The organism is Shewanella sp. JNE2, assembly GCF_023159115.1.
GTDB classification, from domain to species: Bacteria; Pseudomonadota; Gammaproteobacteria; order Enterobacterales; family Shewanellaceae; genus Shewanella; species Shewanella putrefaciens.
On the sequence record NZ_CP096169.1, the window covers coordinates 4014180 to 4028212 of the forward strand.

At 45.3% G+C, this 14033-nt stretch carries 11 protein-coding genes; 5 read left to right on the top strand and 6 right to left on the bottom strand.

The annotated features are described in order from the left end of the window. Positions 1 to 11: 11 nt before the first annotated feature. The 5 genes from MZ182_RS17905 to MZ182_RS17925 form a co-directional block, all read right to left on the bottom strand. Positions 12 to 1076: an NAD(P)H-dependent flavin oxidoreductase gene (locus MZ182_RS17905; RefSeq protein ID WP_014611408.1), complete on the bottom strand. Its 1065-nt coding sequence runs from the start codon at positions 1074 to 1076 to the stop codon at positions 12 to 14. Positions 1077 to 1158: 82 nt separating this feature from the next. Next, positions 1159 to 2019: a 4-hydroxybenzoate octaprenyltransferase gene (gene ubiA / locus MZ182_RS17910; protein ID WP_011787952.1), complete on the bottom strand. Its 861-nt coding sequence runs from the start codon at positions 2017 to 2019 to the stop codon at positions 1159 to 1161. 145 nt (positions 2020 to 2164) lie between these two features. Then, entirely contained in the window at positions 2165 to 4333 is a 2169-nt protein-coding gene (uvrD, locus tag MZ182_RS17915; RefSeq protein ID WP_248067602.1) for a DNA helicase II, read from the bottom strand. A 732-nt stretch (positions 4334 to 5065) separates the two neighbouring features. Beyond that, a complete protein-coding gene (locus MZ182_RS17920; protein ID WP_248067600.1) occupies positions 5066 to 5422 on the bottom strand; it encodes a hypothetical protein in 357 nt (118 codons plus the stop codon). 29 nt (positions 5423 to 5451) lie between these two features. Beyond that, entirely contained in the window at positions 5452 to 6030 is a 579-nt protein-coding gene (locus MZ182_RS17925; protein ID WP_248067597.1) for a hypothetical protein, read from the bottom strand. Between the two features lie 649 nt (positions 6031 to 6679). On the opposite strand from MZ182_RS17925, the gene MZ182_RS17930 reads away from it, so the two are divergent. After that, a complete protein-coding gene (locus MZ182_RS17930; RefSeq protein WP_248067594.1) occupies positions 6680 to 7879 on the top strand; it encodes a class I SAM-dependent methyltransferase in 1200 nt (399 codons plus the stop codon). A 25-nt stretch (positions 7880 to 7904) separates the two neighbouring features. Here the strand turns inward: MZ182_RS17930 and MZ182_RS17935 are convergent, their stop codons facing one another. Next, entirely contained in the window at positions 7905 to 8342 is a 438-nt protein-coding gene (locus MZ182_RS17935; RefSeq protein ID WP_011787948.1) for an NUDIX hydrolase, read from the bottom strand. 386 nt (positions 8343 to 8728) lie between these two features. Here MZ182_RS17935 and MZ182_RS17940 point away from each other — a divergent pair, with 386 nt between their 5' ends. The 4 genes from MZ182_RS17940 to MZ182_RS17950 all read left to right on the top strand — a co-directional run bounded on the left by MZ182_RS17940 (position 8729) and on the right by MZ182_RS17950 (position 13988). After that, entirely contained in the window at positions 8729 to 10219 is a 1491-nt protein-coding gene (locus tag MZ182_RS17940; protein ID WP_248067591.1) for a helicase HerA-like domain-containing protein, read from the top strand. A 314-nt stretch (positions 10220 to 10533) separates the two neighbouring features. After that, a complete protein-coding gene (locus MZ182_RS21325) occupies positions 10534 to 10656 on the top strand; it encodes a hypothetical protein (RefSeq protein WP_011787946.1) in 123 nt (40 codons plus the stop codon). 238 nt (positions 10657 to 10894) lie between these two features. Then, positions 10895 to 11851, top strand: a complete 957-nt coding sequence (locus tag MZ182_RS17945; RefSeq protein WP_248067588.1) for a TAXI family TRAP transporter solute-binding subunit — start codon at positions 10895 to 10897, stop codon at positions 11849 to 11851. A gap of 103 nt (positions 11852 to 11954) precedes the next feature. Further along, entirely contained in the window at positions 11955 to 13988 is a 2034-nt protein-coding gene (locus MZ182_RS17950; protein ID WP_025008145.1) for a TRAP transporter permease, read from the top strand. Positions 13989 to 14033: the final 45 nt, after the last annotated feature.

Genomic DNA, 14033 nt, shown 5'->3' on the forward strand with positions numbered 1-14033 from the left:
GAAAGCAGATTTTATGACACTTCTGCACTCAACCAAATCCCCAACGCCAATTGTTTTGTAAGCTCTGCGGCGGGAATCGCCTGACAGCCAGTTGCATTTTGGCCGCACCAGAGCGGACTAAAATCGCCAAATCCCTGTTGTTCAGCGGCGCTTCGCAATCCAGCGATAGCATTCGAAGCAAGCGGAAAATCCGGTACCGCACTATTGATAGGCCCAAGTTCGGCCATAAAACGGTTTACAATACCGCGGGCAGGGCGGCCAGAAAATAAATTAGTGAGCGCCGTATGTTGCGCAGTCTCACTTTGCAGTGCTGCGCGGTGAATTTTAGTGGTAGTGCATTCAGGACAGAGTAAATAGGCCGTACCCACTTGCACCGCCGACGCGCCCATTGCCATCGCAGCGCGCACCGTTTTAGCATCGACTATCCCGCCCGCGGCGATAACAGGTACATCAACGGCGGCAATAATCTGTGGCAATAAAGCAAAAGTACCAAGCTGCTCGGTGAGATCGTCCGATAGGAAATGCCCCCTGTGCCCCCCAGCCTCTAAACCCTGAGCAATAATGGCATCTACCCCACGCGCTTCTAACCATAAGGCTTCTTCTAAAGTGGTTGCGGTAGAAATAACCTTGGAACCCCAAGATTTAATCTCCAGCAACAAGTCTTCATTCGGTAAACCAAAATGAAAACTCACAACTTCGGGCTTAAATTTAGCTAACACTTCTGCCTGAGCACTCGTGTATGGCGCACGTTGTGCTCCCGCAATTTGAGTATCAGGATGGATACCCAATTCAGTAAAATAAGGGGTGAGTTGTTTAAGCCATGCGGCTTGTTTCGCCGCTTGCGGTTCAGGTTCGTGGTGACAAAAGAAGTTTACGTTAATGGGTTTAGTTGTGTGGCTACGGATCAGGCTAAGTTCTGCATCTAATGTCTCAAGGGATAACATGGCACAGGGCAAAGATCCCAACGCGCCCGCCTGTGATACCGCAATCGTTAAGGCACTGCCTTGGACACCTGCCATCGGCGCTTGGATAATGGGTAACTCAATTCCAAATAGTCGGGTTAACTGGCACGGCATACATCACCTCCTTTGATAGTGCTCCTGATAAAACTGAACAACTTAGCCTTAGCCGTAAACAAAAATCGTGAACGACAAACGTTTAGATTAGATAATCAGCCCCCAAGCCAACAAATAATGCGAGTCCCGCCCAGTTATTGTTAAGAAAAGCCTTAAAACAAGGGGCGCGTTCACGACCAAAAATCAGCATTTGTTGGTAAGTACTAAAGCCAACAAAAGTCAGTAAACCAAGGCCATAGAGTAAACCGCGCTCAGCACTCCAACCCGCAGCAATAAAACAGACTAGTGCAGCAATCTGAAATAAGCCTATGATTTGGCGGTCATATTTACCGAACAAAATGGCAGTGGATTTTATACCCACCTTAAGATCATCGTCCCTATCAACCATGGCATACATAGTGTCGTAGGCAACTGTCCAAAACCAATTCGCCGCAAATAGCCACCAAGCCTCCATCGGTACTTCACCCGTCTGCGCGGCATACGCCATAGGGATAGACCAACTCCACACCACGCCTAAAAACATCTGCGGCATATTAGTGATGCGTTTGGTGAAGGGATAAATGATAGTGAGGATAATGCCAACAACGGATAATTTAACCACTAATCCATTGAGTAATAAGACTAAACCAAATGCAGATAAACCTAAGACGACAAAAAGTATCAAGGCTTCTTTAGTGCTGATTTCGCCACTGGCCAGCGGCCGAGATTTAGTGCGCTCCACAAAAGAGTCAAGATCGCGATCGGCATAGTCGTTAATAATGCAGCCACAGGCACGCATGATCACCACGCCAATAATGAATATGATCAATACCTTAAGATCGGGCATACCACCCGCCGCTAACATCAGCGCCATCAAGCATGGCCACATCAATAATAACGTACCGATAGGACGGTCGAGTCGAGTCAGACGGGAATACACGTCCCACTTCTGCTTTAAATTCATTAACGAGGTACTCCCACGCCTAATAATCTACCATTTTCGCCTTCATCCCTATGGGTTAGCATCATATACCTAAGCTAACCCTGAACGCGAATTCCCACCCAAAAACATTGTCACAAAAGAATGACACTCACCCATCATTTCAAGCTTAAAGCGCTTCTAAACGAGCGTAAGCCACCACTAACCATTTACTGCCAAAGTCGGTAAAACTAACCTGAACTCTGGCCTGTGCGCCGCTGCCTTCAAAGTTGGTGACCTTGCCTTCACCAAATTTAGGATGATTGACTCTCTGTCCAACATTAAAGCCCGTATCATTTGCCGCTGCCGACTTTTGAGTGCTAAAACGATTATTTGCCATGGGAGTGGAAACCTGCGCCTTAAGGCGAATTTCATCCACATATTGCGGCGGGATCTCTTTGATAAAACGCGACGGCCGCGCGTAATCTTCGCGGCCATAGATACGGCGCGATTCCGCATAGGTAATGTAGAGTTTTTCCATCGCGCGGGTCATGCCCACGTAGCAGAGACGGCGTTCTTCATCGAGTCTGTCGCCCTCTTCGAGCGCCATTTTACTCGGGAAAATCCCTTCCTCGACTCCCGCCATAAACACCATAGTAAACTCTAGCCCTTTGGCCGAATGCAGCGTCATCAGTTGCACCGCATCGGTAAAGGCATCGGCCTGCCCTTCACCCGCTTCAAGCGCAGCGTGGGATAAAAAGGCGTTAAGCTCGCCCATATCCTCAAGCTCTTCAGGCATTTCAAAGGTGCGCGCAGCGGTGACGAGTTCTTCTAAGTTTTCGATACGAGCATGGGCTTTCTCGCCCTTTTCGGCTTCATACATGGCCTTAAGGCCCGACGCTTGGATCACAGTGTCGGCCATGCGATACAAGGCCATATCCTGCGTATCTTCCTGTAGAGTAACGATTAAATCCATAAAGCCACGCACCGCACTGGCTGCACGGCCGGCAAGTACTTTTTCATCCAGCAGCCGTAAACACGCTTGCCATAACGTAAGCTCTTGTTGGCGCACCGTAGTGCGTAAAATATCTAAGGTGCGATCGCCTATACCACGGGGCGGCGTATTCACCACCCGCTCGAAGGCGGCATCGTCATTTTTATTGCTGATGAGGCGCATATAGCCCATGGCATCTTTAATTTCTTGACGCTCGAAAAAGCGTAAGCCACCGTAGATGCGATAGGCTAAGCCTTTGTGTAATAAGGCTTCTTCCAATACCCGCGACTGAGCATTCGAGCGATATAAAATTGCGCAATCACTGAGGTTACCGCCCTTTTCATGCCAATCATTTATCCGACCGACAATAAAGCGCGCCTCATCCATTTCATTAAAGGCGCAATAGAGCGAAATTGGATCGCCATCGGCTTCATCCGTCCATAACTCTTTGCCCATACGCTCGGGGTTATTGGCGATTAACGCGTTGGACGCTTTAAGAATATTCCCCTTAGAGCGATAGTTTTGCTCGAGGCGAATGGTGGTTGCGGTAGGAAAATCCTGAAGGAAGCGATGCAGGTTTTCAACCTGAGCGCCGCGCCAGCCGTAAATCGATTGGTCGTCATCACCGACTATCATCACATTGGCAGTTTGACCGGCAAGCACGCGGATCCACGCATATTGGATCGCGTTGGTATCTTGGAACTCGTCCACCAAAATATGCTTAAAGCGTTCTTGATAATGGGCCAACAAATGCGGCTTATTAAGCCATAACTCATGGGCACGTAAAAGGATTTCGGCAAAATCGACTAAACCTGCGCGGTCGCAAGACTCTTGATAAACCTGATAGATTTTTAACAGATTTTGCTCAATGGGAAAACCGATGGCATCGATATGTTTAGGGCGTAATCCTTGGTCTTTTTTACCATTGATATAACCCTGAGCTTGGCGTGGAGGATATTGTTTCTCATCCAAATTCAGGCTTTTAAGAATACGTTTGATCAAGCGCACTTGATCGTCAGAATCAAGAATTTGGAAGCTTTGCGGTAAACCCGCATCTTGGAAGTGAGTGCGTAACAAGCGATGCGCCAAGCCGTGGAACGTGCCAATCCACATTCGGCCCATATTGGTGCCAGCGACTTTTTCAACTCGCTCGCGCATCTCAGCCGCAGCTTTATTGGTAAACGTCACCGCAAGAATCGAGTAAGGACTCTGCTGTTCAACCTGCATCAGCCACGCAATACGGTGGGTCAACACCCGAGTTTTACCACTGCCCGCGCCCGCCAACACTAACATGCTAGATTGCGGTGCCGCGACAGCCTCGCGCTGCTTATCATTCAGGCCGTCTAGTAAAGAAGATACGTCCATTCTCGCCTCCAAAAAATCGAGGGGGCATTATAACAGAAGAAAACCCGCCTGCGCGCTTGATCCACAATACAAGAGCCACTAGACGAGAACCATAGGACGAATAACAAGTTGCCGCATCTTGCTTTGCGCTTGTGTTGTAATGACGACATTGATTAAGCACTGTCATTCCCACAATGCTTGTGGGCAGGAATCCAGCTTTTCGGTAACAGATCTTTGTTTTTAGGGTAGGAATTGAACAAATGCAAGGCTTTATTAATGACTCATAGAGAGAGTGTTCATCATTCTGTTTCAGCGATTAAGCACTGTCATTCCAGTGACACGCCGTGAATATGTCCCTATAGGCTCGACGACGGCATCTGATGTAAAAGGATTTACGAATGTCGCGATCACATGGATGTGAAAGAGCGACCATGCCGTCAACGGTCACTTACATGACAGTGCTTAATCCTATTAACCTTTGCGTATCTCTGCTAGCCAGCAAAGAACGAAGGCGAAACGTGGCACACCCTTAACTTTATTCCCGCTTTGATAACTAAATTATGGCGCATTGCGATACCAAAACAGAGGCGGCAATCTCAACAGACATATCTATTGAAGCTTGGATTCAAAAAATAACCGACACTGTAGCTACAGTGAAAAAGATGCCTGTCCGGTCTTTGCAGTCGTCAGTCTTTTTTCGAACTAAAGTGAATTAAAATTGGGAGCAACGTCCATTAGTCAATCGATAAAAATTCAATCCTCCGACACGTCAGCATTCGGCTGCTGTGACTTGTTAGTTATTCGTTCGACTAATATTGTCGCCGTACCTATATTTTTATATTCATATATAGCTTTTGCTCGTCTAATTAAACGCTTATCCTCAGATAGAATCGCTGAGCAATATGCTCCCATCCCTATGTGACCAGCATCGCTCTTAACATTGTGAATTTTGCTAATTTTCCTACATTTCTTTTCAGCTTGAAATCCCAATATATCCAGCACAGCGTTACATCCAACTATTCCAAGGTACATCGGCCACGATTCATAACCTTGCTTATCGATAGAATCAAAACCAAAAAATTGATCGCAGCTAATATTTGCTTCACCCATTGCGGGAGATATTAGTTCCCAGATTTTCTCTATTTGTTTTTGCCTGAAATGGAACCAATAGTACCTTTCTCATCACCAAAAGCTGATCTTGTTTTTTGAATATCATTCCCAATCGAAATCATTTCATCAATGATTGAGTCGAATTTGGGTTTTATAGATTCTGCCTTTTCAGTAATTTCGCTAGTATCGAAGGGCAATCCAGCCATTAGTTGGTGAATTTGCTTTGCAACATTAGCAGATAAATCTCTAAGTGGACCTTCATCTCCGCCACCGTTAACCCATACTTGGAATGGGTCAAAAACTGATTCGTCAAAATGAACGTCTCCCATTGCCTCAATATAGTTTTCGTAATACTGGTGTGGAGTTCCCAGCTCGAACAACTTTGCTTCACCTGTAATTTTCCAGTTTTCATCCAGAATAAGATCCAAGAATTTAGCGCCAATATCATTAAGTACGTCTAAATATTTTTCTGGATGATCGGAACGTCTCATTTCTGCGAAATGCTCTTTTGAGTAAACCCAAATAATGTCATCTCTCTTAGATAGCTCAATTAAGCCTTGCTGCAGCCCGATAATATTCTGATCAATGTAAACTAGGGGAGTGCTCATGTTCCTCCAAGAGGGCTAACAGCGTTTTACCCTAACTTCTCGTTAAACCCAAACAGAAATACGCTTGAGCTTGAGCCTTAAGGGCATAATTATTTAATATATGGCGGTAAGTTATCACCGCTATCGCATCACGTTCAATACTTAGTTTATCAAGAAACCCATTGTTAAATTTTGCGGGGCAAGCGCGAATGAAAATCGGTGAATTTCGTGCTTATGAAAATTTATTGAAGGGTGAAACAGGACACTCACAATTTTTTTAATGCTTTTAATGACAAACAGACAACTCAAAAATCAAAGGAATACGCCATCCCCTCGCGGAGTTGCCGCAGGGCAAGAGGCTTTCAACTTCATTAGGGGCGTCATGGCTGATTGTTTATAAATAGGAAGGAGGATAGGACGAGCAGTGCTCCTTGGTCGAATTTTAATTAAAACATCAGGGGGTGAAGCCCCACGACTTTGACTTTGATTAAATAATTCAAACAAGAGTTGGGACTGTAACAGGAGTAGCAGTGCTTAACACGACTACCTGAAATAGATAGTAATGCATCGAAACTGAACCCTCCTTCTTGACGAGAATAACTTTAGGTAGCGGCGGATCGCGGTTAGAATACTCCCCCTGTTTTTCTTGGTTACTTTTTCGGAAACAATAATGTCCCATTCAGCGCTTAATTCTTTTGATGATTTTTACCAGCTTTTAGCTGACAGCTTAGCGAAGAATAGTCTGATCAAACTATTGTTGAGTAAGTACCGAGGGGCAGATAAAAGCCTGCAGCGCATCACGATTCGGCCGATTAGTTTGCAGAATGAACCTATGCTGTCGTTTGTGTATCAGCATCAGACGAATCACATCACTAAAAATCTGAGTTATGACGAAGGCTTAGCCAGCATAAAACAGCTACTCGGTAGCGATTTTAAGAGCGCCCACTTAGCCACGGTGCAGGCAGAAGTTCAGCTTGAGATCAGCAAAAAAGGCAAAGTCCAAATCAGTACACATAATGTTAAACAAACCGTCGCGGCGCCGTTAGAACATGACCGTGAGAAAAAGCGTTTTGTGGATATTGAACGACCCTTTCTCACTAAGCTAGGTGTAACTGACAGCCAGCATAATGTGATCCCTGCGATGTCGCGTAAATGGAAACAAATCAATAAGTTTATTGAGGTTTTTAGCCAAGCACTCGAAGCCTCCCCCCACAAGAATAACCAACCTATCAATGTGGTCGATTTTGGTTCAGGCAAAGGTTATCTGACTTTCGCCATTCATGATTATTTGCGCCATAGCCTCCACAATGATGCGCAGGTGACTGGAGTAGAATTACGTCAAGCCTTAGCCGATTTATGTAATGAAACGGCGGCAACGCTCGATCATCAAGGCCTGTCGTTTGTCTGTGGTGATGTGAGAACCCATGCGCCTAAGCAAACCGATGTGATGATCGCGCTGCACGCCTGCGATATCGCTACTGACTATGCGATTCATTATGGTATTCGCGCCAATGCCGACATCATCATGTGTTCACCTTGCTGCCATAAACAAATTCGCCCGCAGATGCACAGCCCAGAATTGTTTAAACCTATGCTGCAATATGGGGTGCACATGGGCCAACAGGCTGAAATGGTGACAGATTCATTACGTGCGCTATTTTTGGAAGCCAATGGTTATGCGACTAAGGTGTTTGAATTTATCAGCCTAGAACATACCAATAAAAATAAAATGATTTTGGCCGTTAAAAAGTCGCAGCATAACCCGAAAGACAGCGCCGCAATACTCGCGCAAATAGCAGACATTAAAGCCTATTACGGTATCAAGGAACACTGCTTAGAAACCTTACTCGCGCAAACCCAAGCCGATTAACAGCCGGCGGTTTACTGGCAAAGCATTAGAACTTGGCACTCACCACAACCCCGTTGAAATTGAGGCAATCTTTAATTCTTTGCTGCTGAACCGTGCTAAGGGTGTCGATATCGTGGAAGGCGAACGCTGAGTGTTCGTGACTTAATTGGATCGGCAATAGCTCGTCTTCTACCCCATCTTTTGCCACTTCAGGCAACAGTAATTCGCATCGAAAAATAAAGGCTTGGGACTGATAAGCGCTGTGATAATACACACCGCTCAAATAGTTCACCCGCACACTTAAGCCTAATTCCTCTTGGCATTCACGCACCAAGGCCTCGTGAATCGTTTCGCCTGGTTCGAGTGCGCCGCCGGGTAAACCCCAAGCAAAATTACCGTAATTGGCCTTAAGCAACAGCACTTGTCCCAGCGCATTGGTAATAACCGCGTGGCTGCTCAATCTAAAGGTATCGTTAAAGGCCACTCAATTATCCTTGCATGTCTGTTCGGTACGAATTGAAGCTTCTTTCTGTGTCACGCCAACGCTTCGCATTCCTTAACTCTTTGCTTAAACCGCTTATAGCATCAATACCGATTTCACCGTTAAACTTCTCGATGCTAATCCTTATTTCGCTGCTATCCTGTTTTAACCATTTTTACGTGATTGGTTTTATCACAATTTGCCACGTAACTTAAGCGATTCGTCCTCTCACTGACCTTTAACTTAATCCCTCATGTTGACATAAATACCGCTAAGGCCAACACTCAATGGTGAATTTTCATACAAACATATAATGACACAGCAGTGGGTTAGATAAGAGCAGTGCAACAACGCCAGTATCTGCCCTTCAGTTAAGATAAGGAATCATCTTGAATACTCTACTCCTTGGCAAAGGTGAGCAACAGGTTCACTTACATCTTAAATACGCTAATCGTCACGGACTCATTGCGGGCGCTACGGGTACGGGAAAGACAGTATCATTAATGAGTATCGCCGAAGGGTTTTCGCGCCAAGGCGTGCCAGTGTTTATCACAGATGTTAAAGGGGATATTTCTGGCCTAGCGATCATGGGGACACCCAGTGAAAAACTGTTACAAAGGGCGGCTAGCATTGGCATTGAGGATTATCAAAATGAGGCCAACCCCGTAGTATTTTGGGATTTAGCCGGTGTTCAAGGGCATCCTTTACGCACCACTGTCAGTGAAATGGGCCCGACCTTACTCAGCCGAATTTTAGAACTGAATGACACCCAAAGCGGTATTTTGGATATCGTCTTCCAACTGGCTGACGATCAAGGATTACTGCTGCTCGATTTAGATGATCTGCGTGCTATGCTGACACTGGTCGCTGATGAGCGCAAAGAAATCTCGGTTAAATATGGTCTGATCAGTGCCCAATCCCTCGCGGCGATTCAACGTGCCGTTTTAGGGTTAGAACGTGATGGTGGCAAAGACTTTTTCGGTGAACCAGCCTTACAGCTTGAAGATTTAATGCGTACTAATTTACAAGGGCGCGGCATCATTAATTTACTCGCTGCGAATAGACTGATTTTAACGCCACGTTTATATTCAAGTTTTCTATTATGGTTACTCTCCGAGCTATTTGAAAACCTGCCAGAGGTTGGCGATCTTGATAAACCTAAATTGGTGTTTTTTATTGATGAGGCACATCTCCTCTTCGAGGGTTGCCCGCCCAGTTTATTAAAGCGTATTGAGCAGATCATGCGCCTTATTCGCTCAAAAGGTGTTGGCGTTTATTTCTGCTCACAATTCCCTGATGATGTCCCCAATGAAATCCTCGGTCAATTAGGTAATCGTATCCAACATGCGCTGCGGGCCTATACGCCAAGGGATCAAAAGGCGGTCAAAACCGCCGCTGAAACTTTTGTCCCCAACCCTAAACTGGTTGTCAGCGAGGTGATATCTCAACTCGCAGTGGGTGAAGCCTTAGTCTCAATGCTTGCCGATAAGGGCGTACCCACTATGGTAGAGCGCGCCTTAATTGCTCCGCCCCGCTGTCGCATGGGGCCAGCAACGACTGAAGAACTAAAACAAATCCGCGCGCAGAGTCCAATTGGCGGTAAATACGATACGTTAGTCAACCGCGAATCGGCCTATGAATTACTCCACCAAAGACGAACAGAAAACGCCGCGGCCACTAGCGCACCGATAATAGAAGCCACACCCCATCATCAGGCCGATGAACAAGGTTGGTTTAGCGAGCTTATTTTTGGCAATAAACGCCGACAAGGTTTAGCACAGACCCTTTCTAAACAGACGGCGCGTACCGTTGGCAACCAATTAGGAAAACAAATTTTACGCGGGATACTCGGTGGCATATTAGGGAAGTCCTCCCGTTAGTTTGGTTATTGTGCAATACAGTGCCACCGATCGCATATTTTATAGACAAGTTAACACTACCATTAGCGCTAATTATTCTAAGCATGGAGTGGATCCTACTGCGGATTTCAGTGATAAGATTATTTTGCGAGTACAGCTCAAAGAGGCAAACAAATTCAAATAAATTATCAATGATTTTAAATGATTGTGATTTAAAAATGTTGTAATTCGAGATTTAACGTTTCGCTTTAATCAGGACATCATGGAATAGGTTCAATGCGTATGGCTTACATGATTAGCCTGATGAACAACCACAAAAGTACATGGAGTTAGCTATGAGTAAAGAGCAAAAAAATCGCAAAGAGTCCAAGAAGCAGCCGTTAATGTCTGCAAAAGAAAAAAGAGCAGCAAAACACGCTAAGAATGCTTCAAAAGGTTTCTTAGATAACACTAAATAGTGTCCTGTTATTAAGGGAGTCATCCTCAAATAACACAAATAGGGTTAACTTAGGTTAGCCCTTTTTATTGCCTCAAACCAAACAGTAATCAAACCTCCGTTTTATCATGTAACAACTCCGCTATCGACTATAGCCTAATTGACCTTTTTTAGGTTTTATGCGGTTATATTAAGCTGATTATGCTATTCCCTACTCGAAAGAACCTATATAACACAATAAAAAACAAGGATATTTCAATATGAAAATCAACAAACATTTTGTCGCCATCGGTGCCGCAATCACACTCTCTCTCAGCGCTGCCACTATGGCCGCAGCCCCTGCATTTATCAACATACTCACAGGTGGAACCAGTGGTGTTTACTATCCTATTGGTGTGGCCTTGTCTCAACTCTATGGTAGTGGGATCGAAGGTGCTAAAACCTCTGTTCAGGCAACAAAAGCCTCTGTAGAAAATCTTAATCTACTGCAATCGGGTCGTGGTGAATTAGCTTTTGCATTAGGTGACTCAGTGTCAGCCGCCTACCAAGGTGATATTGATGCAGGCTTTAATAAACCTTTAGATAAAATTAGAGTCATTGCCGCGGCTTATCCTAATTACATCCAAATTGTTGCCAATAAAGAATCGGGTATTAAAACCTTAGCCGATTTAAAGGGTAAACGTATCTCCGTTGGCGCCCCTAAATCGGGGACAGAACTCAATGCCAGAGCCATTTTTAAGGCTGCTGGATTAAGTTACGCAGATATGGGGAAAGTAGAATTTTTACCCTATGCAGAATCCGTTGAATTGATCAAAAATCGTCAATTAGATGCAACGCTACAATCATCAGGTTTAGGTATGGCGGCAATCCGCGATCTCGCCGCTACTATGCCTATCAACTTTGTCGAAATTCCTGAGGATGTCGTACTCAACATAAATAATCCTGCCTATCAACATGGTGTCATCCCCGCCTCAACCTACGAAGGTCAAACGACGGATGTGTCTACCGTTGCGATAGAAAATTTACTGGTTACCCATAATGGCGTCTCAGATGATTTAGCCTATCAAATGACTAAAATTATGTTCACGAATCTTGAACGTCTCGGCAATGCACACTCCGCAGCCAAAACCATTAACCTCGAAAATGCAACGAAAAATCTCCCCATTCCACTACATCCTGGTGCTGAGCGTTATTACAAAGAAGTGGGCGCGCTCTAAATATTTTGTGCGACCTATTTACTAATACACATTGGGGATATTAACGACATTAATATCCCCAATGCTGCACCACCCTCTGTAGTCTAATGCTGTGAGGCATAATATGAGCGATCCACAACAAGGTTTGGGTGCCAATACTGGCGACTGGCCCAAGGCGCTGTTTTATACAGCCCTCATTTTCTCCATTTTTCAGATTATTACTGCTGCGTTTCATCCTGTATCCACCCAAGTATTGCGGGCAACCCATGTCGGCTTTTTGCTACTTGTGGTTTTTTTAAGTTATCCCGCTGTGGGGAAATCTCGGCCATGGCAGCCCTTAGCTTGGTTACTCGGCATTGCTGGCATGGCAACTGCGGCCTATCAATGGGTTTTTGAAGCTGATTTGATCCAACGCTCAGGCGAACTCACTGATGCGGATATGGTGATAGGTATTATTCTGATTGTCTTAGTATTTGAAGCTGCTAGACGGGTAATGGGTTGGGCACTCCCGATCATTTGTTGCATTTTTTTGGCTTACGGTTTATTTGGCCAATATCTTCCAGGTGAATTAATGCACCGTGGTTATGGAGTTGACCAAATAATCAATCAATTAGCCTTTGGGACTGAAGGGTTATACGGTACACCAACCTATGTATCTGCAACGTATATTTTCCTGTTTATTCTGTTTGGAGCTTTTTTAGAACAGGCGGGAATGATCCGATTATTTACCGATTTTGCTATGGGATTATTTGGCCACAAACTGGGTGGCCCAGCAAAAGTTGCTGTGGTGTCATCCGCCATGATGGGCACTATTACGGGCTCAGGCGTTGCGAATGTGGTGACTACCGGACAATTTACGATCCCCCTAATGAAACGCTTTGGCTATCGTCCCGCATTTGCCGGTGGCGTTGAAGCAACCTCCAGTATGGGCAGCCAAATTATGCCGCCCATCATGGGCGCCGTCGCGTTTATTATGGCTGAAACCATTAACGTGCCCTTTATTGAAATTGCTAAAGCCGCACTGGTTCCTGCATTACTGTATTTCTGCTCCGTATTCTGGATGGTGCACTTAGAAGCCAAACGCGCCAATCTTTCAGGCTTACCTAAAGATCAGTGTCCCGATCCTTGGGCGGCAATAAAAGCGCGTTGGTATCTGCTTATCCCGTTGTTTATTTTAATTTACTTGCTATTTTCAGGCAGAACACCGCTATTCTCAGGCATGGTGGGTTTAGCACTTACCTCAATCGTGATTTTAGGTTCAGCAATCGTATTAAGGTTGCCATCAAAGGCGATGCGTTTTGCATTTTGGATAGCCTTAGGTGTACTTTGCGCTGGTTTTTTCCAACTCGGCATTGCCGTTGTATTTGCGGTTATCGCCCTATTAGTTGCGGTATGTTGGTTTATTAAAGGCGGCAAAGAAACCCTCGTTATCTGCTTGCATGCATTGGTAGAGGGTGCTCGTCATGCGGTGCCTGTGGGTATCGCCTGTGCCCTCGTAGGTGTCATTATCGGCATAGTGTCACTCACAGGTATAGCTTCTACTTTTGCCAGCTATATATTGGCCGTAGGGCAAGATAACCTCTTCCTATCACTTGTGTTAACTATGCTCACTTGCCTTGTTTTGGGCATGGGTATTCCGACTATCCCAAACTACATTATCACCAGCTCAATTGCCGCGCCTGCCCTACTGGATTTAGGCGTGCCGCTGATTGTGTCCCATATGTTTGTATTCTATTTTGGCATTATGGCAGATCTAACCCCTCCAGTAGCGTTAGCTTGCTTTGCAGCGGCTCCCATTGCTAAGGAATCGGGGCTTAAAATTAGCCTATGGGCAATTCGTATCGCGATTGCAGGCTTTGTGATCCCTTTTATGGCGGTATACGACCCCGCCTTAATGTTACAAAGCGATAGCTGGTTAGCCACGGGATTTGTCGTGCTTAAAGCAACGGTAGCGATTGGTATTTGGGGCGTGATATTTACGGGTTTCCTGTTACAAAAACTCTATTGGTGGGAACGTCTTATCGGCTTCCTAGCCGGTGCAAGTTTAATTCTTGCTACCCCACTGAGTGATGAAATTGGCTTTGGTCTCGCACTCTTGTTTATCCTGCAACACAGTTGGCGCGCCAGAAAACTAAAACGCCTTATGGAGCAAGGATAAGCCTTTGGGATCATTAAAAATTAAAGACACAAAGAGGAAAAAGAA

Coding starts and splice junctions, on each gene's coding strand:
- MZ182_RS17905 (WP_014611408.1), bottom strand. CDS start 1,076: ATGCCGTGCCAGTTAACCCGACTATTTGGAATTGAGTTACCCATTATC.
- ubiA (WP_011787952.1), bottom strand. CDS start 2,019: ATGAATTTAAAGCAGAAGTGGGACGTGTATTCCCGTCTGACTCGACTC.
- uvrD (WP_248067602.1), bottom strand. CDS start 4,333: ATGGACGTATCTTCTTTACTAGACGGCCTGAATGATAAGCAGCGCGAG.
- MZ182_RS17920 (WP_248067600.1), bottom strand. CDS start 5,422: ATGGGTGAAGCAAATATTAGCTGCGATCAATTTTTTGGTTTTGATTCT.
- MZ182_RS17925 (WP_248067597.1), bottom strand. CDS start 6,030: ATGAGCACTCCCCTAGTTTACATTGATCAGAATATTATCGGGCTGCAG.
- MZ182_RS17930 (WP_248067594.1), top strand. CDS start 6,680: ATGTCCCATTCAGCGCTTAATTCTTTTGATGATTTTTACCAGCTTTTA.
- MZ182_RS21325 (WP_011787946.1), top strand. CDS start 10,534: ATGAGTAAAGAGCAAAAAAATCGCAAAGAGTCCAAGAAGCAGCCGTTA.
- MZ182_RS17945 (WP_248067588.1), top strand. CDS start 10,895: ATGAAAATCAACAAACATTTTGTCGCCATCGGTGCCGCAATCACACTC.
- MZ182_RS17950 (WP_025008145.1), top strand. CDS start 11,955: ATGAGCGATCCACAACAAGGTTTGGGTGCCAATACTGGCGACTGGCCC.